At 37.6% G+C, this 23,278-nt stretch carries 24 protein-coding genes, 2 tRNA genes and 1 pseudogene; 13 read left to right on the forward strand and 14 right to left on the reverse strand.

The annotated features are described in order from the left end of the window. The first annotated feature begins 139 nt into the window (after positions 1-139). Positions 140-1,483: an S-layer homology domain-containing protein gene (locus HMPREF9083_RS03725; RefSeq protein WP_007556072.1), complete on the forward strand. Its 1,344-nt coding sequence runs from the start codon at positions 140-142 to the stop codon at positions 1,481-1,483. A 178-nt stretch (positions 1,484-1,661) separates the two neighbouring features. Here HMPREF9083_RS03725 and HMPREF9083_RS06700 read toward each other — a convergent pair whose 3' ends face one another. From HMPREF9083_RS06700 to HMPREF9083_RS03740, 4 genes are read right to left on the reverse strand one after another with little or no spacing between them, the layout of a single operon-like run. Beyond that, a complete protein-coding gene (locus HMPREF9083_RS06700; RefSeq protein WP_007556073.1) occupies positions 1,662-1,790 on the reverse strand; it encodes a hypothetical protein in 129 nt (42 codons plus the stop codon). After that, positions 1,790-2,014: a DUF1659 domain-containing protein gene (locus HMPREF9083_RS03730; RefSeq protein WP_007554836.1), complete on the reverse strand. Its 225-nt coding sequence runs from the start codon at positions 2,012-2,014 to the stop codon at positions 1,790-1,792. The genes HMPREF9083_RS06700 and HMPREF9083_RS03730 overlap by 1 nt, the downstream gene beginning before the upstream one ends. A gap of 35 nt (positions 2,015-2,049) precedes the next feature. Further along, the gene (locus HMPREF9083_RS03735; protein ID WP_007554788.1) at positions 2,050-2,256 is read right to left on the reverse strand and encodes a DUF2922 domain-containing protein; all 207 of its coding nucleotides are present in this window, start codon (positions 2,254-2,256) and stop codon (positions 2,050-2,052) included. Positions 2,257-2,307: 51 nt separating this feature from the next. Next, complete coding sequence (locus tag HMPREF9083_RS03740) at positions 2,308-2,868, reverse strand: RNA polymerase sigma factor (RefSeq protein ID WP_035062658.1); 561 nt, start codon at positions 2,866-2,868, stop codon at positions 2,308-2,310. A gap of 119 nt (positions 2,869-2,987) precedes the next feature. Here HMPREF9083_RS03740 and HMPREF9083_RS03745 point away from each other — a divergent pair, with 119 nt between their 5' ends. The 3 genes and pseudogenes from HMPREF9083_RS03745 to HMPREF9083_RS03755 all read left to right on the forward strand — a co-directional run bounded on the left by HMPREF9083_RS03745 (position 2,988) and on the right by HMPREF9083_RS03755 (position 3,989). Further along, positions 2,988-3,380 (forward strand): hypothetical protein, encoded by a 393-nt coding sequence (locus tag HMPREF9083_RS03745; protein WP_155800604.1) that lies wholly within the window; start codon positions 2,988-2,990, stop codon positions 3,378-3,380. A gap of 123 nt (positions 3,381-3,503) precedes the next feature. Further along, a pseudogene (gene relB / locus HMPREF9083_RS06705) lies at positions 3,504-3,726 on the forward strand (type II toxin-antitoxin system RelB family antitoxin). Then, on the forward strand, positions 3,723-3,989 hold the full coding sequence (locus HMPREF9083_RS03755) for a type II toxin-antitoxin system RelE family toxin (protein WP_007556080.1): 267 nt from the start codon (positions 3,723-3,725) through the stop codon (positions 3,987-3,989). Before relB ends, HMPREF9083_RS03755 begins: the two are co-directional and overlap by 4 nt. Before the next feature lie 90 nt (positions 3,990-4,079). On the opposite strand, the gene HMPREF9083_RS03760 is transcribed toward HMPREF9083_RS03755, so the two are convergent. From HMPREF9083_RS03760 to HMPREF9083_RS03780, 5 genes are all read right to left on the reverse strand, one after another. Further along, entirely contained in the window at positions 4,080-4,904 is an 825-nt protein-coding gene (locus tag HMPREF9083_RS03760; RefSeq protein ID WP_007556081.1) for a PfkB family carbohydrate kinase, read from the reverse strand. A 284-nt stretch (positions 4,905-5,188) separates the two neighbouring features. Next, positions 5,189-5,800, reverse strand: a complete 612-nt coding sequence (locus HMPREF9083_RS03765; RefSeq protein WP_007556082.1) for a TIGR03943 family putative permease subunit — start codon at positions 5,798-5,800, stop codon at positions 5,189-5,191. Further along, positions 5,800-6,618, reverse strand: coding sequence for a metal ABC transporter permease (locus HMPREF9083_RS03770; protein ID WP_007556083.1), 819 nt, complete (start codon positions 6,616-6,618; stop codon positions 5,800-5,802). Before HMPREF9083_RS03770 ends, HMPREF9083_RS03765 begins: the two co-directional genes overlap by 1 nt. Then, positions 6,618-7,328, reverse strand: coding sequence for a metal ABC transporter ATP-binding protein (locus tag HMPREF9083_RS03775; RefSeq protein WP_007556084.1), 711 nt, complete (start codon positions 7,326-7,328; stop codon positions 6,618-6,620). The genes HMPREF9083_RS03770 and HMPREF9083_RS03775 overlap by 1 nt, the downstream gene beginning before the upstream one ends. Further along, positions 7,328-8,398, reverse strand: a complete 1,071-nt coding sequence (locus HMPREF9083_RS03780; RefSeq protein ID WP_007556085.1) for a metal ABC transporter substrate-binding protein — start codon at positions 8,396-8,398, stop codon at positions 7,328-7,330. The genes HMPREF9083_RS03775 and HMPREF9083_RS03780 overlap by 1 nt, the downstream gene beginning before the upstream one ends. Positions 8,399-8,808: 410 nt before the next feature. Here HMPREF9083_RS03780 and mnmE point away from each other — a divergent pair, with 410 nt between their 5' ends. From mnmE to rsmG, 4 genes are read left to right on the forward strand one after another with little or no spacing between them, the layout of a single operon-like run. Further along, positions 8,809-10,188, forward strand: a complete 1,380-nt coding sequence (gene mnmE / locus HMPREF9083_RS03785; protein WP_007556086.1) for a tRNA uridine-5-carboxymethylaminomethyl(34) synthesis GTPase MnmE — start codon at positions 8,809-8,811, stop codon at positions 10,186-10,188. Positions 10,189-10,196: 8 nt separating this feature from the next. Further along, complete coding sequence (locus tag HMPREF9083_RS03790; protein WP_007556087.1) at positions 10,197-10,967, forward strand: TatD family hydrolase; 771 nt, start codon at positions 10,197-10,199, stop codon at positions 10,965-10,967. Between the two features lie 48 nt (positions 10,968-11,015). Next, positions 11,016-12,890 (forward strand): tRNA uridine-5-carboxymethylaminomethyl(34) synthesis enzyme MnmG, encoded by a 1,875-nt coding sequence (mnmG, locus tag HMPREF9083_RS03795; protein WP_007556088.1) that lies wholly within the window; start codon positions 11,016-11,018, stop codon positions 12,888-12,890. After that, positions 12,887-13,582 carry a 16S rRNA (guanine(527)-N(7))-methyltransferase RsmG gene (gene rsmG, locus HMPREF9083_RS03800; protein ID WP_007556089.1) on the forward strand — a complete coding sequence of 232 codons (696 nt, stop codon included), beginning with the start codon at positions 12,887-12,889 and terminating at the stop codon, positions 13,580-13,582. The genes mnmG and rsmG overlap by 4 nt, the downstream gene beginning before the upstream one ends. Positions 13,583-13,691: 109 nt before the next feature. On the opposite strand, the gene HMPREF9083_RS03805 is transcribed toward rsmG, so the two are convergent. From HMPREF9083_RS03805 to brnQ, 3 genes are all read right to left on the reverse strand, one after another. Then, positions 13,692-15,344, reverse strand: coding sequence for an S-layer homology domain-containing protein (locus tag HMPREF9083_RS03805; RefSeq protein ID WP_007556091.1), 1,653 nt, complete (start codon positions 15,342-15,344; stop codon positions 13,692-13,694). A 626-nt stretch (positions 15,345-15,970) separates the two neighbouring features. After that, positions 15,971-16,474 carry an energy coupling factor transporter S component ThiW gene (thiW, locus tag HMPREF9083_RS03810; protein ID WP_007554860.1) on the reverse strand — a complete coding sequence of 168 codons (504 nt, stop codon included), beginning with the start codon at positions 16,472-16,474 and terminating at the stop codon, positions 15,971-15,973. A 263-nt stretch (positions 16,475-16,737) separates the two neighbouring features. Further along, a complete protein-coding gene (gene brnQ, locus HMPREF9083_RS03815; protein WP_155800607.1) occupies positions 16,738-18,069 on the reverse strand; it encodes a branched-chain amino acid transport system II carrier protein in 1,332 nt (443 codons plus the stop codon). A gap of 688 nt (positions 18,070-18,757) precedes the next feature. Between brnQ and mmuM the strand changes: the two genes are divergently transcribed. Next, positions 18,758-19,678: a homocysteine S-methyltransferase gene (gene mmuM, locus HMPREF9083_RS03820; RefSeq protein ID WP_007556093.1), complete on the forward strand. Its 921-nt coding sequence runs from the start codon at positions 18,758-18,760 to the stop codon at positions 19,676-19,678. Here mmuM and HMPREF9083_RS03825 read toward each other — a convergent pair whose 3' ends face one another. After that, positions 19,679-20,251 carry a xanthine phosphoribosyltransferase gene (locus HMPREF9083_RS03825; RefSeq protein WP_007556095.1) on the reverse strand — a complete coding sequence of 191 codons (573 nt, stop codon included), beginning with the start codon at positions 20,249-20,251 and terminating at the stop codon, positions 19,679-19,681. Positions 20,252-20,259: 8 nt separating this feature from the next. Then, positions 20,260-20,883 carry a cyclodeaminase/cyclohydrolase family protein gene (locus HMPREF9083_RS03830; protein WP_035062662.1) on the reverse strand — a complete coding sequence of 208 codons (624 nt, stop codon included), beginning with the start codon at positions 20,881-20,883 and terminating at the stop codon, positions 20,260-20,262. A gap of 280 nt (positions 20,884-21,163) precedes the next feature. Between HMPREF9083_RS03830 and HMPREF9083_RS03835 the strand changes: the two genes are divergently transcribed. The 4 genes from HMPREF9083_RS03835 to HMPREF9083_RS03850 all read left to right on the forward strand — a co-directional run bounded on the left by HMPREF9083_RS03835 (position 21,164) and on the right by HMPREF9083_RS03850 (position 23,025). Beyond that, a tRNA-His gene (locus HMPREF9083_RS03835) sits at positions 21,164-21,239 on the forward strand. Positions 21,240-21,255: 16 nt separating this feature from the next. Beyond that, positions 21,256-21,329, forward strand: a tRNA-Gln gene (locus tag HMPREF9083_RS03840). Positions 21,330-21,798: 469 nt separating this feature from the next. Beyond that, positions 21,799-22,524 (forward strand): sulfite exporter TauE/SafE family protein, encoded by a 726-nt coding sequence (locus HMPREF9083_RS03845; protein ID WP_007556099.1) that lies wholly within the window; start codon positions 21,799-21,801, stop codon positions 22,522-22,524. Positions 22,525-22,791: 267 nt separating this feature from the next. Beyond that, a complete protein-coding gene (locus tag HMPREF9083_RS03850; RefSeq protein ID WP_035062664.1) occupies positions 22,792-23,025 on the forward strand; it encodes a hypothetical protein in 234 nt (77 codons plus the stop codon). The last annotated feature ends 253 nt before the right edge of the window (positions 23,026-23,278 follow it).

Below are 23,278 nucleotides of genomic sequence, written 5' to 3' on the forward strand. Positions count from 1 at the left end.
GCAATAAAATTGAGATTGAAAAATATGTATGCTAATATTTGAAAAGTCGGAAGGAATATCCCTTGCTTTCCGATGTAAAGAGGAAACACGGTGACTCTTTGTACATTTCAAAAAGGGGAGTTTTTTTAAGGAGATAAAAATGAAAAAGATTTTCGCATTGGCAGCGGTAGCTGCACTCACAGCAGGCGTAAGCGCATACGCAGCAAATCCGTTCAGTGACGTAAGTATGGATCACTGGGCATATCAAGCAGTAGCAGACTTGTCCGCACAGGGCGTAGTAGAAGGCTACCCGAACGGCACATTCGGCGGAGAAAAGCACATTACCCGCTTTGAAGTTGCACAGATTGTTGCAAGACTTCTCGCACAGGAAAGCCAGCTCAACGCTCAGCAGAAAGCAACAGTTGAAAAACTCGCAGCAGAATACGCTGACGAACTTTCCAACCTCGGCGTTCGTGTAAATAGCCTCGAAAACAAAGTAGGAAACGTTACATGGACAGGCGATGCTCGTGTAAAGGTAGAACGTGAATACAAAGCAAAAGTTGCTCAGCAGAAAGATTATTCAGACACATTCACAGGTCGTGTACGTTTGAACCTCAAGGCTCAGGCTAACGACAAAATCGCAGTAAAAGCTCGTTTGGTAAGCAAATTCAATTTTGAAGATGCAAAAGATAACGGTAAAATTTCCGTTGACAAGCTTCATGCAGAATACGCTCCGGTAGAAGGTCTTACATTCGACCTCGGCCGTACAAGTGCAACACTCGGTACAGGTGCATGGTATGACAGCGACTTCGATGGTGTAGTTGCATCTTATGAAAAGGGAATGTTCAATGTACAGGCAGGTTACGGTCGTTACAGAGATTTAAATACTGATGATGTAGGAATGTTGAACCCGTTCTTTGTTAAGAAAGCTGCTGACGGAAAATTATCAGGCTCACAGAAATTCAATATTCAGAAAGTCGACAAGTCCGTGTCGGAAGCATACTTCGTACAAGGAAATGTACAACTTCACGAAAAAGTAGGTGTAGGTGCATTCTATACACATTTTGCAAAAGCTGAAGCAAACAAGAAAGCTAATGCGTTCTGGGGAGTAAACGGAAAAGTTCAGCTTATGGACAATGTGGCACTTTCCGGTGACTATGTAAAGGCAACCGAAAAGCTTGAAGGTCACACACCGGCATTCTGGGATCTCGGCGTTGATGTAAACTACAAAATGTTCAACTTCGGAGTACGTTATGTTGACCTCGATGCAGGTTCATATGTAGGCGGATCCGGACTTGAAAACATTGCTCAGGCAGCAGGTGCCAAAATCGGTGCAAAGTACTGGCAGGCAACCGCAGGTGTAGCACTCGCTAAGGATATTTCCTTGGACGGATACTACAACTTCGACGTTCAGGCTAAGGAATACAAGCATGCAACAGAAAATAAGATGGAAAAGGATACACTCTACAAGGCTTGGGGAGTTTCCTTGAACTACGTATTCTAATAAATACAAACGAAAAGAACTCATCAAAAGATGAGTTCTTTTTGCTTTTCCGTTTTACTCGTAATGAGTCCAAAGGCTTAATATTTTTATGATTTTTTCAAAACCGGATAGTGAAATTTTACAATGCGGATATTTATACCTAAGCAAAAAGGCATCTTTACGATGCCTCTTTTGTTGCCTAGTTTACCAAGCAGGGATATTGTTTTTCTACTTCCTGTGGAAATCTTTTTTCGATTTTGTCGAGTATGATTTCGATTATTGAATATATTACCATTTCAAGTAATGCCCTGATTTTGTTTTTTTCCATTATGCCTCCTTGAGTTCAGATACATCTACTCTCTGTATACTCATAAGCGCTCTTTTCTGAAGTGCTGCGAGTGAGTTTCCGGCGTTTTTCAAAGCTTCGTCCGATGCGTTTTTCACAATTCGGTCGAGCTTGATTTTCTTTACGCCCTTTTTACCGTTTTTCATTGCATCTCCTTCGAGAACTACAACTACGGTACTCTTCAGTGTTTCTTTTGCTATAGACATTTTTTTCTCCTTTCTTTAATTTATGAAATCTTGAATTATTCCAATTCTTCGATTTCGGTTGTTACTTTCTGTGCTTTTTCAAAGCCGGTTACTTTATTGCCGAGGCTGTTTGTAAGCACGGGAACGATTTTTTCACAAGCGGATGCCACTGTCGCTTTTGTGAGGTTTTCTTTCGGTTCACGTATGATAAGCTTGGTTGTTTTTCCGCCTTCAACGTTGAACGTGATTTCCAACTTTTCCATGTTGCCCTCCTTTCCGGTCTTGTGACCTTCATTACTTACATGCAAATGATTTCAATTTTTATAACCTGCTTTGATAAAAATTTTTTGTATGCGTTTTTGCATTTTGTGTGCCGCAACTTGAGAAATGCCCATTTTGCTTGCGATTTCTCTCATGGGTGCGTCCGGATTTTCTCTTCTGTGTTTGAGAAATATTTGTTGCTTTTCGGTAAGCTCAAGTTTTTTTATTATTTTTTCCGTTTCTTCGTTTTCAAGATTTTCATATCTGTCGTAGGTGCTTTTTTCGACATTTTCCAAATTTGCCGATTCTCTTTGTATATTTTTCATATGTCTTCGAAGTATCGTCCAGCGATCGGCATATAACATGACTTTTATGTATCCGGCGAAGGAACTGTTTTTCGTTTCGTCATAATTTTTTGTATGCTCGATGAATTTCACCCACAAATCCTGTGCCAAGTCTTGTGAAAAATTTTTCTCGAAGTTTTTCCTCGTCAAAGAGTAAATCAAAGGTGCATATTTCCGTACCAATATTTCAAGTGCGTTTTTGTTTTCGTTTTGTACTTCTTTTGCAAGTTCTTCATCACTTCTTTCCGGTATTTGTCTTTCTTTATTCATACTTTTCCTTTCTTGATTTTTTAATATTGCACGTGTTAGAATTAGAACAAACGTTCTATAATTATTTTGATTATACATTATGTATTTCTTTTTTCGGTTACTTTTTGAAAGGAGCAATTATGAATTTTGATGAAATTTCTTTTCCGGATTTTTATCGTGGAATTTACTATGTATTGGGATCCGATGTTTCGATGGCGGAATTTTTTCGTGAGTTTTTGGATATGATTACAAAAATTTCTCCCGATTGGAGGTACGAGCCGGAGCTTTCAATGAGTATTTCAAATTCCGTTTGCAAGAAATGTATATTTTACGGTCCTTCGAGAAAAATGTCACGAATGATTTTAAAAAAGTTCGACCCTTCACCTTTGGAGTATCATTTGAGTTTGCTTGATGAAGAAGTTATTCAGACGCTTTCATTTTTCATAGGTTTAGACAAATACGATTTACCCGCTCGTCCTTCAAGTTTTTCTTTAGTTCTCAAATATTTACTTTGCAAAAGTGCAGCGTATTGATCGGGTAAAATTATTTTTGATGTAATAAATCGGAGTAAGAGTATTTCTTACTCTTTTTTGAAAAAGTTAAAATGAAATTGTAAAATTATATCAGTAATGCATTTGTAATACAGGGGTGGTTTTATGGCGACAATAAGCTTGCGTATACCGGATGAGGATTTGCAAGTTTTAAAAGCGTATGCAAAATTTCACAATAAAACATTGTCCGAAATAATAATAAGTACAATGATTGAAAAAATTGAAGATGAATATGATAAAAGTTATTGAAGAGTACGAAAAGGAAAAGAAAGCCGGAACTCTTAAAACGTACAGTCATGAAGAATTATGGTCGGAGTTCGGATTATGAAGTTTGAAGTTTTGTATACAAAGAAGGCGAAAAAGTCTATCGGCAAATTGGATACATCTATCAAAATTTTGATTAAAAGTCGGATAGATAAAAATTTGGTAAACACCGAAAATCCGAGATTGTACGGAAAAGCATTGACCGGAAATTTACGCAATTATCGGCGATATAGGGTAGGAAATTATCGTATTGCTTTCGAAATAAAAGATAATGAGTTGATTGTACTTGCTGTCGATGAAAATCGTGGAAGAAAAATTTACAATTGAAAACTCTCCGCTTGACGATAAAGTCGTTGCAGAGAGTTTTTTGTTTTTATATAGAAGTTTATTTCATTGATTTGAGCGGTTTTCGTGTGTTTATTCATCCAATATGTACATAAATTTTTCTATTGTAAGTCCGTTCATCGTGCCTTCGTTGAAGGAATTTTTTTGAATCATGCTTCTGACTACACGTCCTGCGTGTCTTGCGGAGTTTTCCACGTTTTCGCCTTTCATTATGTGGCCTATCGTGACCGATGAAAAAATATCTCCCGTACCGGTAGCTTTTACGGGTATTTCATCGTAGGGGATGAAAAAGTAGTCGTTTTTCTTTGCGTCAAATCCGGCGATACATTTTTCGTTTTCGGTAAAAGTGCTTGTTATGATAACGTTTTTTGCACCGGATGTAAGCAGTTTGTCTATTATTTTCGTGATTTCAAGTTTCGATATGCTTTCCATATTTATTTTCGTGTCCGTCAAAAAGCATGCTTCGGTATAGTTGGGTATTGTAATATCCGAAATTGAAACGATTTCTTTCATGTATGCGACGTTTTTGTCCGTAACTCCGTTGTAAAGTTCGCCCCAATCCGCCATTATCGGGTCGTTGAATATGAGTTTGTTTTCAAGGGACATTTTTTTGCAAAGGTCGGAAATTATATCCATTTGTTTTTCATTTAAAAGAAATCCGGTGAATATCGCATCAAATGAAAAGCCGTTGCGTTTCCATATTTCCAAAGTTTTTTGCATGTACGCGGTGGTGTCGAGTATTTCAAATATTCCATGATCCAAAGTGTTTGAAATTATGGAGGTCGGCAAATTCTGTGCACGTACTCCCATGTATGAAAGTATCGGTATCATGGCGGATAGTGCTACTTTGCCGTAGCCTACTATGTCGCCTATGAGAAGTATCTGTTTTTCTTTCATGTTGTTACCCTTTCGGTATAAAATGTTGCGTGATTGGTTATATTGAATATATATATTTCCACAACAACAATATACCACATTGAGCGGTCGGATTCTATAAATTATTTTGTATTTTTCAAGATTTTTTGTGAAAAAATAAAGGTTTTTCCGTATAGTCAAGTATGCGTCATGTTTGAATTGAATTTGAAATTTGGAGAATTGAATATTTTTATGAAATAAAAAAACGCGAGAATTTTCGCGTTTTTCGTTTGTTGAATATTATATTTTCGGAAATATTTCATCGGTCAGTCCGTAATAGTTCCTTTTCCCGAGTAGGGAATTTTTTCTATGGATATTGCTTCTATATGGTAGAAGGGAACCGTTGTTTTTTCGCTCATGTGTACATCAGATTCACGAAGTATGCCCGTTACTCTTATCCAAGATTCGAGCGGTTTCAAGTCTTTCAACGTTTCGTCCGTTGTAAATTCGAAGTCGACGTATCCGCCGGTGCAGTATGGGCATGTCGGTCCGTTTCTTCCTATGAAGTAGTGTCCGTTTATTGTAAGGAAGTAGCCTTCTATTACTACCGTTTTGTTTTCATAGTCTTTGAAGTTCATGTACCAGTCATTAATTTGTGTCATGTAGTGCGTATCTCCGACAGTTATATCTATATTGTTTTTGTCGAAGTTTTGTCTGTCGGCTGCAATGTCATATTTTACATCGAATTTCGGAAATCCTTGTTGATTTTCGATGTCTTCTTTTTTGAGAGGTACTATCGGTTTGTCCGGAAGTGTTTGCTCCTGTGGAGGTACTTTCGGCGGCGGAGGTGTATCCGGTGATGCCGAGTTGTCAGATTCGCATCCTGCCATACAAATAATAAGTGAACTTAAGCACAAAGCAATGATTTTTTTATTCATTATACACGTTCCTTCGCTTTTCTTATTCCCATTACGATGAAAAGCAAAATTATATTCAATACGACTATGCATGCACCTGTAGGTATGGAATGCAGGTATGAAAGTGTTATTCCGGCAACAAAGCATACCAATGCAAATATTGCCGAGCAGATTACAGTAGTTTTAAATCGGCTGCAAATCTGCATTGCGGTAAGTGAGGGAAATACGATGAGGCTTGAGATGAGCAATGCTCCCATCATACGCATTCCCAGTACAATTGTTATCGCTGTAAGCAGTGCAATAATCATATTGTAGAGATAGGTATTTGTGCCGGTAGCTTTTGCAAATGATTCGTCAAATGTTACGGCAAAAATACGGTTGTAAAATAATACATACAGTATGAGTACGCATACGCTGAGTATTACGGAAAGGTATACGTCATACTTGCTCATTGCCAGTATACTTCCGAACATGTAGTTGCATACGTCCGTATTCATACCGGTTGTGAGTGATACCGTCATTACACCTATTGCAAGTGAACCGCTGCAGAGGAGTGCCGTTGCGGAGTCTCCTTTTATGCGTGCGTTGTCTTCCAGTTGCAGAAGAAAGAATGCTGCAAGTACGCATACCGGTATTGCAAGTGTGAGCGGTGCCATGTGCATCGCATATGCAATGGCGAGTGCGGCAAATCCTACGTGTGAAAGCCCGTCTCCTATCATGGAGTAGCGTTTCAGTACCAGACTTGTACCCAAAAGTGATGAACACAGGGATACCATGATTCCTACTATGAGCGCACGAATCATAAAAGGATAGCTCAACATTTGTAACAGTTCTTGCATTATGGTTCGATACTCCTTATAAAGCCTTTTCCGATGTCGCTTGCTTTGTATTCCTCGGTTGTTCCGAAGAATTTTTGCCTGTGACCTGAAAGGTGTAATATATGATTTGCTTGATTTATTATACCGCTTACGTCATGTGAAACCATGATGACGGTAATATTGTATTTTTCCACGCATTCTTTTACGAGTTTGTAAAAGTCGGACGTGATTACGGGATCGAGTCCCGTTACCGGTTCGTCCAAAAGAAGTAGTTTGCGTGTGGAACATAAAGCACGTGCAAGCAATACACGTTGCTGTTGTCCTCCGGATAAATCACGATAGCATCTGTCTTTTAAATGTGAGATTTGAAGCATCTCGAGCTTTTCAGCGACATCTTCGTAGTCTTTTTTTCTGTAAAAAGGATAAAAACCGCAACGATTAAGACGCCCCGAAAGAACTATTTCCTCTACACTTGCGGGAAAATCTTTTTGGACTTGTGTTTGTTGCGGCAAGTAACCGATTTCATCGGCACGCAAATTGTCACCATAGGAAATTTCTCCGCCTGAAATTCTTTTCAAACGGAGAATACCTTTTACCAATGTACTTTTTCCGGCACCGTTCTCACCGATGATACCGAGATAGTCCCCGGTATCAACAGTGAAATTGATGTCTTTTAAAACGGTCTTTCCTTCATATGCCATGGAAAGATTTTTGCATGTAAGCAAACTCATTAATTCAACGCCTCTTTGAGTACTTCTACATTGTGTTTCATGAGATCAATGTAGGTTACGCCTTTCTTGAAGTCTTCATCGCTTATATTGTGAACGGCATTGAGTAATTCGCTCTTTGCGCCTGTAGCTTCTGCAATTGCCTTACTCATCTGTTCGTTCGACAATTCGATGTGGAATACTACAGGAATATTATCCTCTTTAACCTTTTCTGTCAAGAATGCAATTGTTGCCGGATTTGTATCTGTATCCTTTGAGCATCCGGGGAATGCTGCATAGTATTCAATACCGTATTCTTTTACAAAGTAGAGGAACGGGAAACGGTCACCTACGACAATTTCTTTTCTCTTTCCGTTATTTACGACTTCACGGAATTCACCGTCAAGTTTCTGAAGCTTCTTGATGTATTCTTCAGTGTTCTTCTTGTATGTATCTGCATTGTTCGGATCGAGCTTGATAATTTCCGCACTCATCTTTTCAACAATCTTGATAGCGTTTACAGGAGATGTCCAAACGTGTTCGTCCATTTCCGGTTCATCAGCGTGTTCTTCATGTTCGTGTTCATGTTTGTCAGCGTGTTCTTCATGTTCGTGTTCATGCTTGTCAGCGTGTTCTTCATGTTCGTGTTCATGCTCGTCGTCATGGTGATGTTCATGTTCGTGTTCATGCTCGTCGTCATGGTGATGTTCATGAACCATTCCTTCTTTTACTTCTTCTTCCATCAAGTCTACAGCATCCATGAGCTTGAATGTGTTCGGCTTCTTGTCCATAGATTCGAGAATGTCGCCTACCCATTCATCGCTGTCTCCGCCTACATAAACGAAGAGATCGCTGTCCTGAATTGTTTTGATGTCCTGTGGTGACGGTTCATAACTGTGACTTTCTGCACCCGGTTTCAAAAGCATCTTTACATCTGCCTTGTCACCTGTAATCTGACGTGCGAAATCATATTCCGCGAAATTTGTAGTAACGATCTTCAACTTGTGTGCATCGGCTTTATCTTGATTTGAACAAGCTGTTAAACCGAAAATTGCCACAGATGCCGCAAGGGCACAAGCGAGCAGTTTTTTCATTTAATACCTCCTGAAAAAATAAATGCATCTTTCGTATATAGTGAAACAGAATTTCTATGGTTGCGAATATACGATAATATATAAGTTCAAATATTTACTGTTTCCTAAAAAGCAACTCATTTAGAAGTTATTATACCACTATGTCGGTATACGTCAAGTATTTTTCAGAAAATAGTTTAAAACAATTTAAACATATTAATTTAGTATATACCGAAAATATAGGACGCACAGAAAATATAGCATAAATACGAGTTTAAATTTAAAAAAGCGGCGGCCTAAAAAAGCAAAAAAGAGTTCCGAATTTATAAAATCAAGCTTCTTTAAAATATAAAAAGGTAAAAATATAAACGATTTTCGATGTTTTTTTAAAAAGATTTTGGTAAAATACTAATTAATAAGGAGATAAGTATATGTATGAAGAAACTACAATTGCCGCAATTGCGACCGGAAGCGGAGAAGGCGGCATAGGAATAATAAGAATAAGCGGTATTTCCGCATGTGATATAGCGGAACGTGTATTTTATACAAAAAAATTGAATACTTTCAAAGATGCAATTCCCTACAAAATGTATTTCGGGTATGTAAAAAGAGACGAAACGAAAATAGATGAGGGACTTGCGGTATACATGAAAGCGCCGCATTCGTATACGGGCGAGGATGTTGTGGAAATACAAATTCACGGATCGCAGGAAGCACTTCGTCAGACATTGGAACTCGTACTTGAAAAAGGTGCAACGATTGCGGAGCGAGGAGAATTTACAAAACGTGCATTTTTAAACGGAAGGCTCGATTTGACACAGGCGGAAGCGGTAATGGATATAATCGAAGCGAAAAACGCAGTTGCACTCACACAGGCGGAAAGTCATCTGTCGGGAGCGCTGTCGAAATTCGTGCATGAAAATCGTGAAAAGATGAAGGATCTCATTACAAAACTTGAGGTCACGATAGATTATCCGGACGAAGATTTGAAAGATTTGACACGTCATGAAATGGAAACGGAACTTTCGGAAATAGAAAAAACTTTGTATTCACTTTTGGAAACTTCGAAAAAAGGCCGCATTATAAAAGACGGAATACGTACTGCGATAGTGGGTAAACCGAATGCAGGAAAATCAAGTCTTTTGAACACGCTTCTGCAAGAGGAACGTGCAATAGTTACCGATATACCGGGGACGACAAGGGATACGATAGAAGAAAGCATTTCACTTTCGGGTATTCCGCTCATACTTATGGATACCGCCGGAATAAGAAAAACCGAAAACAAAGTGGAAAAAATAGGTATCGAACGTGCAAGAGAATCTATGGAAAAAGCCGACTTGGTACTCATGGTAATCGACAGCTCGAAAGAACTTGAAGAAAGCGATAAAAAATTGCTTGAGGAAATATCGAAACGAAAAGCGGTCGTACTTTTGAACAAATCGGATTTGGAAAAGAAAACGACAAAAGAAACCGTTTCAAAGTATGCAAAAGATTTGCCCGTGCTTGAAATATCGGCAAAAAACAAAACGGGTATGAACAAATTGGAAAAGGTGCTTGAAGATTACGTAAAAACCGGCGACATAGAAGACGGACGTGCATTGTTCCTTACAAATTTAAGACATATAGACCTTGTAAAAAAAGCGTATGAATCTGTAATACGTGCAAAAGAAAGCTTGCAATTGTACATGCCGGCGGATTGCATTGTCGTAGATCTTACCGAAAGTTGGAACATACTGGGAGAAATCACCGGAGATACGGTAGACGATGAACTCATAAATTCGATATTCAGCCGGTTCTGTGTAGGTAAATAGGAGAATAAATGATAAAATATTATGACATCGGTATAAATTTATTTACAAACTCGTACAAAGATGAAATGAAAATAATAAATGACGCAAGAAATGCCGGAGTTGAATGTATACTCACCGGTTCAAGCGGACGTGAAAATGAACTTGTAAACGAATTTACAAAAAAGCATGATGTATACGGTACGGCAGGGATACATCCCCACGAAGCGGAAAATGCAACGGAAAAAGATTTCAAACGTATCGAAGAAATAATAAAAACAAACGATAAAATAATTGCGGTCGGCGAATGCGGACTTGACTACAATAGAATGTTTTCCGAAAAGGAAGTACAACTTACATGTTTCAAAAGACATATCGAACTTGCAGTCAAACTGGATAAACCCTTGTTTTTACACATGCGTGATGCGGATGAAGATTTCATAAAATGCTTTGAAGGATATGAAAACATCTGCAAAAAATCGGTCGTACATTGCTATACAAGCGGAAGAAAAACGCTTGAAGTACTACTTGAAATGGGATTTTACATCGGTATAACTGGTTGGATATGTGATGAAAGACGTGCGGACGAGCTTCGCAATGCGGTAGAAATCATACCGAAAGAAAGATTGCTCCTTGAAACGGACTCGCCCTACCTTACACCGAGAGGAAGAAAACTTCCACGTACGAACGTACCTCAAAACATAGTATATGTAGCACAAGAACTTGCAAAATACATGCCGCGTTCCGAAGAAGAAATAATTTCAAATGCAAAGAAGAATACGGAAGATTTATTCGGCATATAATGATAAAATAATAAGTTGTAACAAATAAGTAATGAAAGAAGGAAATAAATGTATCTGATAGATACCTATGACGTAATTGTTGTCGGTGCAGGGCATGCAGGTTGTGAAGCGGCACTGGCAGCGGCAAGATTGGGAGCAAGGACATTGCTCTTTACAATATCACTTGAAAACGTGGCGATGATGCCTTGCAATCCGGCAATCGGAGGACCGGGGAAAAGTCATCTCGTAAAAGAAATAGATGCACTCGGCGGACAAATGGGAATTGCAGCCGATGAAACCGCAATACAAATGCGAATGCTCAATCTCGGGAAAGGACCGGCGGTATATGCACTTCGTGCGCAATCCGACAAAGGAGCATACCACAGATATTTCAAAAGTATTTTGGAAAATACCGACAACCTCGAATTGAAACAAGCGCAAATAATGGACATCGTGGTTGAAGACGGAAAATGTAAAGGTGTAATAACCGAATTTGACGAAATATACCGTTCAAAAGCGGTAATACTCTGTACGGGAACATACTTGGACAGCAGAATAATTGTCGGTGAATACATGTATACGGGCGGACCGAACGGAATGAGACCGTCGGTAGGACTTTCCGAAAATTTGAAAAAACATGGAATAGACATACTGAGATTTAAAACGGGTACACCGAGTCGTGTAGACGGAAGAAGTCTTAACTATGACCATATGAAACTTGAAGAAGGCGACAAAGCAAATCACGCATTCTCATTTTTGAGTGAACGTAAGGACAGAAATATCAAAGACTGTTACCTTTCATACACAAATGAAAATACACATAAAATACTTCGTGACAACTTGCATAGATCCCCGATTTACTCCGGTAAAATACATGGAGTGGGAGCAAGATACTGCCCGTCAATCGAAGATAAAGTAGTGAGATTTGCAGACAAAGACAAACACCAACTCTTTGTCGAACCCGAAGGACTTGACACGACCGAAATGTATGTACAGGGAATGTCCACCTCGATGCCGATAGACGTGCAATACGCATTTTTGAAAACCATACCGGGATTTGAAAATGTAAAAGTAATGCGTCCGGCATACGCTATCGAATACGACCTCTTGGATCCGCTCCAACTCTATCCGACACTTGAAGTTATAAAAATGGAAGGACTGTACTCCGCCGGACAATCAAACGGTACATCGGGCTACGAAGAGGCGGCGGCACAAGGACTTATGGCAGGAATAAACGCCGCACTTAAAATACAGGGGAAAGAACCTTTCATACTTGCAAGACATGAAGCATACATCGGTACACTCATAGACGACCTTGTAACAAAAGGAACAAATGAACCGTATCGAATGATGACAAGCAGAAGTGAATACAGACTCATACTCCGTCAAGACAATGCGGACTTGAGACTTACCGAAAAAGGGTACAAAATCGGACTTGTAAACGAAGAACGCTACAAGCACTTCATCGAAAGAAAACGCAAATTCGAAGAAGCTATGGATTACATAACGACAAAGAGATTTACACCCAAAGAAGATGTAAACAAAGCACTCGAAGAACTCGGTACGACACCGCTTACAACAGGCATAGGAGCGGACAAAATATTGAAACGTCCGGAAATAACCTACAAAGACATGGTGGAAAAACTCGGATGCAAAGAATTTGACGCTGAAGCGGTTGAAGAAATGGAAATAACCGTAAAATACGAAGGATACATAACAAGACAGGAAAATGCTATAAAAAAAGCGGAAAAAATGGAAAACAAAAAAATTCCGCAAGACATGGACTTCATGAAACTTGAAGGAATATCTATAGAAGCACGACAGAAACTCACGAAAATAAAACCGCTCTCATTGGGACAAGCATCACGTATATCCGGAGTATCGCCGGCAGACATTGCAATACTCATGGTATACGTAAAAAAATACAAAGGTGAAAAAGTATGAGCATTTTCGACAATGCGATAAAAAAAGAAATAAATAAAGAAACATACGAAAAACTTATTTCATACAACAAGTATGTAATCGAGAAAAATCAACACATCAATTTAACGGGTATAAAAAGTGAAGAAGAAAGTTTGATAAAAAACGTGTACGACTCGCTTACGGTATACGAAGAAAAATACTTTCCAGAAAACGGAAAAATACTCGACCTCGGTACGGGAGGAGGATTTCCGGGAGTAATACTTGCGATATTAAGACCCGACATGCAAGTGGTACTCATGGATGCGGTGCGTAAAAAACTTGATGCGATAAAAGAAATACTTGAAAAACTTGAAATAAAAAACGCAAAAACACTTCATGCAAGAGCCGAAGATGCGGCAAGAGATGAAAAATATAGAGATGTATTCGATATAGTGACCGCAAGAGCGGTAAAACGTATGAATACGGTAAGCGAATGGGCATTACCCTTTGTAAAAAAAGAAGGAATATTTGCAGCGATGAAAGGCGCAATAGCGAAAGAAGAACTTTCAGAATGCGGAAACGTATTGAAAGCATTTGATGCGAAAGTTTTTGAAATAAAAAATCTCGAACTTTCAAACGGAGATAAGAGAAATATTATCTACATACAAAAAAACTCAAAATGCCCGAAACGCTTTCCGAGAAAAACCGGAGCTGCAGAAAAAAATCCGTTATAAAAAGAGCCGATTTCCGAAAAAAGGAAATCGGTTTTTCAATTGAATATGCAATAAAAAACAACCTCGCCGCAGTTGACGAGGTTATTTTTATAGAGGTGATTTGGATTAATTATTTTATGTAGGCGGTAGCCTGAATACGGAAAATGTTATCCATCTGCCTTCCGCCCATGTCGGTTGCGTTGAAACCGTAAGATGCTTCGAGAATCAATCCCTTGATCGGTACATACTGTGCCTTCGCAAGGAAGAACTTCGCACCGCCGGAAGGTGTTGCTATTGCTTTCACAATTTCTTCCGGTGTTGTTGCTTTAATCTGATTATCGAATTTATCTGCAAAGTATGCCGGCATTTTGCCCAATGATGTACTTGTAGATGCAGGTGTCCAATCTTTGTATACATGAGCCATGTACTGATCTGCAATATCGCTTGAAGATCCGCCGAAGTATGTTCCGGCTTGACTGTGAATGTAGTCGATTCCGAATGAATAGGACTTCGGTTTCAAGACGCTTGCCTTGCCGTATGTGAATCCTACGGTATAGCTTGAAGGTCTTTCATCATTGAGCGGCAATTTTACGGAGTTCTTTACATATTCACCGTGCAAGTTGAGCTTGTCGGTTACATTGTAAGAAAGAGCGGTACCGTAAGCCTGAACGATATTTGAAACCGGTCCAACGGCCTTCAAAGCATAAGCATGAACTTCATACTTGCCCGGTTTCTTGTAAATGTAGGAAGCATATGCAGCCGGAACGTCCGCATCTTCACCGTCCTTCATCATTACTTTTGGTGCAAGCGGATAAAGTGTGTTGTTGTTTGGATTTAAACGTTTAATAGCATCGATTGCTTGTTGGTATTTTTGAGCCACATTTTTTGCTATTGGTGTAGATTTAGAATCACCTTTTATTTCATTAAGTGTTTTTTCGAAATTCGGAATACCTCTCTGCATCGGTGCGGTGTAGTCGTAGTTGATGTCGGTAGCACGACCGTATGCAAGACGCAAGTGTCCGCCTTTGTTTGCATCACCGAACTGAATGAATGCACCCTTGAAATTGCCCTTGTAAGTGTAACCGGTTACACCCATAGTTACCGGAAACTGTCCGATACCGATAATATTTGACATAGGACCCATCGGACTTCTCGGATCGGTTTCTTGTTTACCGAACTGATGAGTTACAAACAATCTTCCCAAGTGCAACTTGCTGTCTTCATGCTGATCCGCATTTACATCGTACATCGGCTGACCGTTCAAAGACATGTAAGTTTCAAGCTGACCGTAAACTGTTGTACGTGGATTAACTTTTGTAATCGTGTTGAAACCTACTCTTGCACCGAATTCATAGTGAGATTTCTTGGTGTCTTTGAAAATATTGTCATAACGATTCATACCCGAAACACGAATTTCGGTAATGAGAGCTGTTTTTCCGAGTTTCTTTTCAACATTGTCCACACGAACGCCGAGCTGTTTCAATTCATCACTGTAAGCATTTGCCAACTTATGAACGCTTGCTTTCTGTTCGTTGTTGAGGGAATTTTCCTTTGCGAGTAAACGTGCAACAATTTGTGCAGTTTCAAAACGTGAAATCTCCTTATTTCCCTTGAAAGAACCGTCCGGATAACCGTCAACGACACCCTGTTCGGATAATTCCGCAACGGCTTTGTAAGACCAATCATTATGATCTACATCCGAAAAAGGACTTGCAGCACTTGCGGAAAATGCACTGCATGCGAGCAATGCTGCAAGAGCAACCTTTATTTTTGCGTGTGACATTATACACTCCTTTTGCCTGAAAAGGCATTCTCAATTACAATATAAAAACTAAACAAATTTCTGAAAATGAATGATTTCTGATAACAACGTTCTAATTATAAAATGACATGAAAATTTTGTCAAGAACTTTTAAGACCAAGTGCTAAAAACGAAAATAAAAAACATAGATAAAATCGGTATTTATCGTATATATAACGGTTTTTAGGATTTTTTTAAAGTAATAAAAAAATTTTAGAATAATATAAAATTTGAAAAATTTACAAAATCTAAATGAAAATGAATTGACAAAAAGACATAGATTTTAAAAACTTTTGACAATAAAATAAAACATAAAGCATAAAATGTTAGATAAAAATACAAAAAACGAAAGTGTTTTCAAAATACGAAATAAAGAAAATTGAATTTCATAAAAAAGAATATTGAAGAAATAAAAGCGTCATGATTGTTTTGAAGTGAGATGATAAAATTGATGAGAACGGAAATATTTCGTATAGGTTATAAATATCTTTATGTAGTATCACTCAATTAAAAACTCTGAAATTACGTCATGAAAGTGTAAAAATAATTTCATATAAAAAAATCTCCCTAAGATAGAAAAGGGAGATTTTTTTTAATTTTCGGCAGAATTATTTATTTCTTTCAAGTAAATTCGGATAAGCGACTTTTATTGCAGACAAAACTATGTATGCTATTACACAACCGGCACCGCAGGATACCGCAAAGACGGATACGTAGAATGTCGCACCTTTTGTCGAACCCATGAATATGCTTGCTATCGGATAGGAGATGAGTCCTCCGATGATTGATGTACCTATAAATTCACCGATTACCGCAAATAAAAGTTTTTTTGTGCGTGAAAAAAGTATTCCCGAAAGAAATGCTCCTATCATCGAACCGGGGAATGCAAGCAAACTTCCGGATCCTATAATATTTCTTATAAGAGAAGTGGCAAATGCCGCCGCCGTTGCATACTTTGTACCGATAAGAGTTGCAAGGAAAATATTTATCATATGTTGCAGCGGAAATGCACGTGCAACTCCCAAAGGAAATGAAAACATCGGCGAAAGAATTACACATATCGCCGTCATCAGTGCAGCGAATACCAAATTTTTAAATGAAACTTTTTGCATAAAGCCTCCTTATTGTAATATTTTTTTATTATTATATATACATCTGTAATAATCAAGCGAAATTTTGAAATTCGAGATATATTTTCAAATGGCAATGCAAATCGGTTTCATGTAGGTGAAGGTAAGGGATTTTTTGTATACGGTTTGTTTATTGGGTGAATATTCAATGAACATGCGTCAAATAATATGGAAGGTATTTTAAGTATTCGTCAAAATATTTGCATTAAAAAACGCCCTACGCATAATGCGTAAGGCGCTTGGTGTCAGTTTGTCATGCTTACTTCAGATTTTCTTTTTGCAAGCATCCATACATATCCGATTACAAATCCTACAACAAAGAAGTTGAGCCAACCGATATTGAAGTTTGCAAGCGGAAGTGATGTCATGAATGTACCTATACTTCCGGTATTGATACCTGCAGTCGTAACTGCATCATGAAGTGCCGGTATTATTGTAAATGCAGTTGCACATGCATATACGCAACGTGCTCCGTTGAACAAATTATTCAAGAAAGTAAGAATAATGAGTGAAACGGTAAGCGGATATAAGAACATAAGTACCGGTATTGCACCTGCGATAATTGCCGACAGTCCGAAAAGTGCCACTCCGAATGATACAACCGAGAAAATTGTCGCCCAGTTTTTATGGCTGATTTTCGGAAAGAGCAAGTTGAAGTATGCCGCACAAGATGCGATAAGTCCGATGCTTGTAGTAAGACATGCAAGTATTACTATTACTCCCAAGATTATTGCTCCGACAGGTCCGAAGTAATATGCGGAAACTTTTACAAGTACCGACGCACCGTTTTCCTGAAGTCCGATTGTACTTACTGAATTTGCACCGATGTAGCAAAGTGAAGCATAAATAATTGCCATGAAAAATGTAGAAACAAGTCCCGATTTGAAAGCACTTATTGCAACTTCTTTTTCAGTCTTTGCACCGTACATACGTATAGATTGAACTACGAGTACACCGAATACCAACGATGCAAGAGCATCCATTGTGTTGTAACCTTCGGTCAACGCTTTTCCGAACGCTTTACCTGCGGTATTGTATGCTTCGGCGGGTGCCTGCCAATTTCCCATCGGATAAATGAATGCGGTAACAATTAAAATTGCGAGGAAAATCAAAAGAAAAGGTGTAATGTATTTTCCTACACGATCAACAAGCTTTGACGGTGAAACCGCAAGATACCATGAAATTACAAAGAATACAAATGCAAATGCGTATAAAGCAAACGTTTTCATGCCTGCCGGTACAAATTGAGCAACGGCAATTTCATAAGAGACGGTAGCTGTACGCGGAATTGCGAAAAACGGTCCTATTGTAAGGTAAAGTGCAATACTGAAAATAAGTCCGTAAATCGGAGAGACACGTGATGACAAATCACGTAAGTTCTGTCCTGAATAGCAGACTGCCAAAATACCGAGCAGCGGCAGTCCGACGCCTGTAATCAAAAATCCTATACTCGCTTCAACGGTATTTAGACCTGAATTTTGTCCCATAAAAACCGGAAAAATTAGATTGCCCGCACCGAAAAACAGAGCAAACAACATTAATCCTATGGCGATAAATTCATTAGATTTTCGTTCCATAACTACCATCCTCCCTTTTTTACATCAAAGCTCGAATATTACGTTGCCTTGATGATAGTTAATTTATTTTACTATGAGTTAATTGAAAAAACAACAAAATGAATTATTCAATAAACTCATAATCGACGGAAATTTGTTTTTCGGTATATAAAAATTAATGTCGCTGCATAATTTTAAATTTGAAAATATTTATCAAAACACATAAAAATTGAAAAAACAAAATGATCGGAATATATTTGAAGTGAAAAGCAAGCATTCAAATTGTAAACAAAACAATGCGGGTAAATAAATTTCCGGCATTATAAATATAAAAAAACCGAATATTTTGATTGAAATAGATAGAATAAGTTCCGTAAATATAAAAAAATATGGGGGTCCGAGGATAAAAAAATTATTTTCAACGCATCGGCGGTTTTAATATTTCATTATAAAAAATAAAATAAAAAATTTTAAATTGTAAATTTTGAGCATTAAAATGCAAACGGGGAAATTTTTTTGTAATAATTTAAAAGGCTAAAGAAAAGAGTGACGGTATAAATATTCATGTGTTAGAAATATATTAAATTTAGTTATAAAATATTTTACGATGATAATTTTGTCAATCGATATTTTATAGGTGATGCATTCATCGAATTCAAAAACGGCGGAGCGGATACGTTAGACGAGTTGTTGAAATAAGGAGGAGAAAATGAGTACGATAATTGAACTTTTAAAGGAAAAGAAGTTATTGGTTATTGACGGAAGTTTTGCAAGTGAATTGGAAAAAGCCGGTTTGAATTTATGCGACTCTTTATGGTCGGCAAAAGCACTTTATGAAAATCCCGAACTCGTAACGAAAGTACATGAAAACTACTTTGAAAGCGGAGCGGATATTGCAATAACCGGAAGTTATCAGGCGCATGTGCAAGGATTTCTGGGCAAAGGATTTACACATGAAAAAGCAATCGAACTTATAAAACTTTCCGTAAAACTTGCAAAAAAAGCAAAAGAAAATTGTCTGAAAAAACATCCGGAAAGAAAACTTGCAATTGCAGCTGCAGTAGGTCCTTACGGTGCATACCTTGCAGACGGTTCCGAATATGTGGGAAATTACGGACTTTCAGTAAAAGAACTTGAAGAATTTCACGAAGAAAAAATAGAATCGCTTGCAAGTGAAAATCCCGACTTTTTCGCATTTGAAACGATACCGTCATTTGACGAAGCACGTGCATATGTAAATATATTGAAACGACACGAAAATATAACGGGATGGTTTACATTCTCATGCAAGGATGAAAAGCATATTTCCGAAGGTGTGGAAATTTCCGAAGTTGCAAAATTTTTGGATAAAGAAAATCAAGTTCATGCAATAGGTGTAAACTGCACGAAACCCGAATACATCGAACCTTTGATTTGTGAAATAAAAAAAGCCACCGATAAATCGGTGGCGGTATACTCCAATACGGGAGAAAATTACGATCCCGTAACGAAAACCTGGAGCGGTGAACTTGCGGATTTTACAAAATATGCAAAACGCTGGTATGAAAGCGGAGCAAAACTCATAGGAGGATGCTGCAGAACTTTACCCGAAGAAATAAAAGCCGTTTGCAAATTTGCAAAATCCATATAATTACTCTTCAAAAGAAACTTGTAAATTTTCTATGGAACGAATACGGGCAAGCGACTCGATACGATAGCCGTCCTCTTCCAAACGTTGTCTGCCTACTTGGAAAGATTTCTCGACCGCAATGCCGATACCGGCAACGGTAGATCCCGCCATTTCGACAAGACGTGTCAATCCCAATGAAGCGGCACCCGTTGCCAAGAAATCATCTACAATCAAAACATTTTCCCCTTTTGGCAAAAAACGTTTACTTACGAAAACCGTATTTGTTTTCTTCTTCGTAAAAGACTCGACCTCGGTAGAATACATCAAATCATTCATAACTGCGGAACGGGTCTTTTTTGCGAAAACAAGCGGAACGCCGATAGACAAAGCGGTAGCAAAACCGATTGCAATACCGGAAGCCTCGATAGTCAAAACACGATCGATTTTGCAATCGCTGAAAACCTTTGCAAACTCCTTACCCATTTCCATAGCAAGATGAGTATCAATCTGATGATTTAAAAAAGAATCAACCTTCAAAATATTACCCGGTAAAACCGTACCTTCATTTAAAATGCGTTGTTTCAATAAATCCATTTTTCACCTCACACGTACCTTTTTAAAGTATCTTCCAAAATACTCATATCTGAAACACGACTTTTCAAGACACTTTCAACATCCTCGACATAAGCCTTATCCTTCACATAACTTACATTGGCCCTTATATTTTCCAAAGAGGAAAAGAAACATGCGGTCAACGCCTTACATGCGACAAGCGCATCGGAGATGAGATTTTTATTTCCCTTTTCCAAAATAAAAACGAAACAAGGAACAAGAGAAGCGCAAAGCTTAGACATAGCTGTCGGAGCGGCAGCGGAAAGCTTGAAAGCGTCATCCAAAACTTTTGTACGTTCGGAGGGACTTGGAAAAGACTCCTTAGGTTTTTGTAAAATTTCCATTAACTTGGAAAACCCCTCGGAATCCTTATCCATAAGAGATAAAAATTCATTGCGTGCAGAAAAAAGTTTTGCCAAAACTTCACGCACATCACTCTCGATAGAAGCATACTTCTTATTTGTAAGAGTGAAATTACAAACCATCTCCGCCAAAGCACACGCTTGTGCACCCTGCAAACCGGCAACGGCACCGCCGCCGGGAACGGATGCAGGAGAAGCCAAAACATCCAAAAAATCGTTTATTGAACGATTGCGAAATAAAAAAGTACTCATAGTTCCTCCAAATTTAATATACATATTATTATACATGAACGCAATATCTATGCAAATGAATTGCAACCTCAAAAAGAAAATTCAATCAATTTTTTCATTTGTATTCAAAACCGGATATAAAACATATATATGTAAAAATATATGTAAAATAAATGTATGAAAAACAGTGTAAAATTTCCGGAATTAACTGAAAAAACGAAAACTTTTTTTCAATCCGACAAGTTGACGTATAAAATATATATATGTTATAATACTTGTTGTCCGACATGGTCGACATGTGGCGGGTATGGTGAAGCGGTTAACACGGCGGATTGTGGCTCCGTTATGCGTGGGTTCGAACCCCACTACTCGCCCCATTTTTTAATTTAATATAGGGGTATAGCCAAGCGGTAAGGCAACGGACTTTGACTCCGTCATCGGTGGTTCGACTCCACCTATCCCTGCCAAAAAAATCAAGTACGAAAGTGCTTTTTTTTGTGCAAAAAAACGGAAAATAAAGTAAAAATCAAAATAAAAACAAAAAAACATATAGCAAAAAAAGAAAATAAATGCTAACATACAAATAAACAGTATTAAAACCAATCAGGAGGCAGCCATGAAAAAAGCAATGTTCGTACTTTCAATAATTTCACTGTCACTATCGGTAGTACATCTCATACTCGTTTTGACAGACTTATACATAAAACACTGCAAAAAACAAGCAGTATGAATGTATAAAATAAAAAGACACTTGACGGTGTCTTTTTTTTGTGCGGGAAAATGAACAAAAATGAAAAAAATGAAACAAAGAATGCAAAAATGCTATGAGTTTTTATCATAAAGAAGCTCATGAATGACTTTACAGAATAATAGAAATGGTATAAACTGAGAAACATAATACAAATGAAAATGAAATAAAACGGAGGCACATAAATCTTGGAACTTCAAAATATAAAAGAATGGATATTCATGCTCGCAATATTCATATCTAACATCATACAATCACTTACGGGATTTGCCGGAGTAATGCTCTCGATACCGCCGACAATACTCCTCTATGGACCGGACACCGCAAAAGCGGTAATAAATATAGTATCGTGGGCAGTATGTATAATCGTTGCTATAATGAACAGAAAATATCTGAAAACAAAAGAAGTAACGAAAATAGTCGTATTCATGCTTGTAGGAATGTATTTCGGAATACAAATGTACACAATGGTAGACGCACGAATACTCATACCGATATACGGAGCGATAATCGTACTCGTAGCACTCAAAAACATACTTTTCAAACCGTACAAAGGGAAAATACCCGACTACATAGCGATACCGATACTCATCGGAGCCGGAGTAATACATGGAATGTTCGTATCCGGAGGGTCGTTGTTGGTAATATACCTTGTAAGTGCATTTCAAGACAAAAACGAATTTCGTGCAAATGTATCGGCAGTATGGAGCATATTGAACATCGTACTCATGTATGCGGACATAAGAAAAGGACTGTACACAATGGATCTTGCATACCTTTTAATACTGTCAATCATACCGATAATCATAGCAATGTACATAGGAAACAAAATACACAAAAAGATAAATCAAAAAACATTCAACAACCTCACCTACGGACTGCTATTGGCAGCGGGAACGATGATAATAATATAAAAACAAACAGATACCGAAAAAATAAACGGTATCTGCTTTTTATTGCAACAACAAAACAAGTAAAAAATAGAATATAATAAAGAATAGAAAAGTTGTAACTTAAGACAAAAGGTTGATTAATATGAATAAATTTCCATTTCTTTCAAATGTTTCCGGCAAATTGGACGGATACAATGAATGAAAAGAGAAGATATTTTATGATGGGAAATGCTTTGGTGACGGGAATTATTTCAAGAGTTGAAGGAAAACTTAGAGAAATTATAAGTAATGAATAATTTAGTTGAACAGCGTAAGGAAATTAATATGCAATTTACGGAAATCAAGAAACAAATAGAATTTATGATGCAAGAGAATTATGAAGATTTTATAAAAGCTCTTATTTCTATTGAACTCGGTATTGAAGATAAGAATGTTTTAAATAAGGCATATAATAAGTATATGGAAAATGATGATGCGAATCTTATTGATGACAATCTTTCTTATTTTGTTAATGAAATTTGAGTTGTACAATCATTTGTCGGAAAGTAAAAACTTAATGCACAAAGTTAATAACTTAAAGTAATTTAGTTATGATTTAATTGCATATATTGATATATAAATTTATTTCATTATAAGTAATACAAAAATTCGTAAAAAGTATACAATTTTGAGACAAGCGGTAATGCTTGTCTTTTTTGTTATATTTATTTATTACACTTTCTTATATTATTGACTTTTTATTTTAATCGGTATACTATAAATGTTGAAATGTCTG

It is taken from the genome of Dialister micraerophilus DSM 19965 (assembly GCF_000194985.1).
Taxonomy (GTDB): Bacteria; Bacillota; Negativicutes; order Veillonellales; family Dialisteraceae; genus Dialister; species Dialister micraerophilus.

What these genes read in the sequence shown, in the direction of transcription:
- HMPREF9083_RS03725 (WP_007556072.1), top strand. Translation starts at nt 140, where the DNA reads ATGAAAAAGATTTTCGCATTGGCAGCGGTAGCTGCACTCACAGCAGGC.
- HMPREF9083_RS06700 (WP_007556073.1), bottom strand. Translation starts at nt 1,790, where the DNA reads ATGGAAAAAAACAAAATCAGGGCATTACTTGAAATGGTAATATATTCA.
- HMPREF9083_RS03730 (WP_007554836.1), bottom strand. Translation starts at nt 2,014, where the DNA reads ATGTCTATAGCAAAAGAAACACTGAAGAGTACCGTAGTTGTAGTTCTC.
- HMPREF9083_RS03735 (WP_007554788.1), bottom strand. Translation starts at nt 2,256, where the DNA reads ATGGAAAAGTTGGAAATCACGTTCAACGTTGAAGGCGGAAAAACAACC.
- HMPREF9083_RS03740 (WP_035062658.1), bottom strand. Translation starts at nt 2,868, where the DNA reads ATGAATAAAGAAAGACAAATACCGGAAAGAAGTGATGAAGAACTTGCA.
- HMPREF9083_RS03745 (WP_155800604.1), top strand. Translation starts at nt 2,988, where the DNA reads ATGAATTTTGATGAAATTTCTTTTCCGGATTTTTATCGTGGAATTTAC.
- HMPREF9083_RS03755 (WP_007556080.1), top strand. Translation starts at nt 3,723, where the DNA reads ATGAAGTTTGAAGTTTTGTATACAAAGAAGGCGAAAAAGTCTATCGGC.
- HMPREF9083_RS03760 (WP_007556081.1), bottom strand. Translation starts at nt 4,904, where the DNA reads ATGAAAGAAAAACAGATACTTCTCATAGGCGACATAGTAGGCTACGGC.
- HMPREF9083_RS03765 (WP_007556082.1), bottom strand. Translation starts at nt 5,800, where the DNA reads ATGAATAAAAAAATCATTGCTTTGTGCTTAAGTTCACTTATTATTTGT.
- HMPREF9083_RS03770 (WP_007556083.1), bottom strand. Translation starts at nt 6,618, where the DNA reads ATGCAAGAACTGTTACAAATGTTGAGCTATCCTTTTATGATTCGTGCG.
- HMPREF9083_RS03775 (WP_007556084.1), bottom strand. Translation starts at nt 7,328, where the DNA reads ATGAGTTTGCTTACATGCAAAAATCTTTCCATGGCATATGAAGGAAAG.
- HMPREF9083_RS03780 (WP_007556085.1), bottom strand. Translation starts at nt 8,398, where the DNA reads ATGAAAAAACTGCTCGCTTGTGCCCTTGCGGCATCTGTGGCAATTTTC.
- mnmE (WP_007556086.1), top strand. Translation starts at nt 8,809, where the DNA reads ATGTATGAAGAAACTACAATTGCCGCAATTGCGACCGGAAGCGGAGAA.
- HMPREF9083_RS03790 (WP_007556087.1), top strand. Translation starts at nt 10,197, where the DNA reads ATGATAAAATATTATGACATCGGTATAAATTTATTTACAAACTCGTAC.
- mnmG (WP_007556088.1), top strand. Translation starts at nt 11,016, where the DNA reads ATGTATCTGATAGATACCTATGACGTAATTGTTGTCGGTGCAGGGCAT.
- rsmG (WP_007556089.1), top strand. Translation starts at nt 12,887, where the DNA reads ATGAGCATTTTCGACAATGCGATAAAAAAAGAAATAAATAAAGAAACA.
- HMPREF9083_RS03805 (WP_007556091.1), bottom strand. Translation starts at nt 15,344, where the DNA reads ATGTCACACGCAAAAATAAAGGTTGCTCTTGCAGCATTGCTCGCATGC.
- thiW (WP_007554860.1), bottom strand. Translation starts at nt 16,474, where the DNA reads ATGCAAAAAGTTTCATTTAAAAATTTGGTATTCGCTGCACTGATGACG.
- brnQ (WP_155800607.1), bottom strand. Translation starts at nt 18,069, where the DNA reads ATGGAACGAAAATCTAATGAATTTATCGCCATAGGATTAATGTTGTTT.
- mmuM (WP_007556093.1), top strand. Translation starts at nt 18,758, where the DNA reads ATGAGTACGATAATTGAACTTTTAAAGGAAAAGAAGTTATTGGTTATT.
- HMPREF9083_RS03825 (WP_007556095.1), bottom strand. Translation starts at nt 20,251, where the DNA reads ATGGATTTATTGAAACAACGCATTTTAAATGAAGGTACGGTTTTACCG.
- HMPREF9083_RS03830 (WP_035062662.1), bottom strand. Translation starts at nt 20,883, where the DNA reads ATGAGTACTTTTTTATTTCGCAATCGTTCAATAAACGATTTTTTGGAT.
- HMPREF9083_RS03850 (WP_035062664.1), top strand. Translation starts at nt 22,792, where the DNA reads ATGAATAATTTAGTTGAACAGCGTAAGGAAATTAATATGCAATTTACG.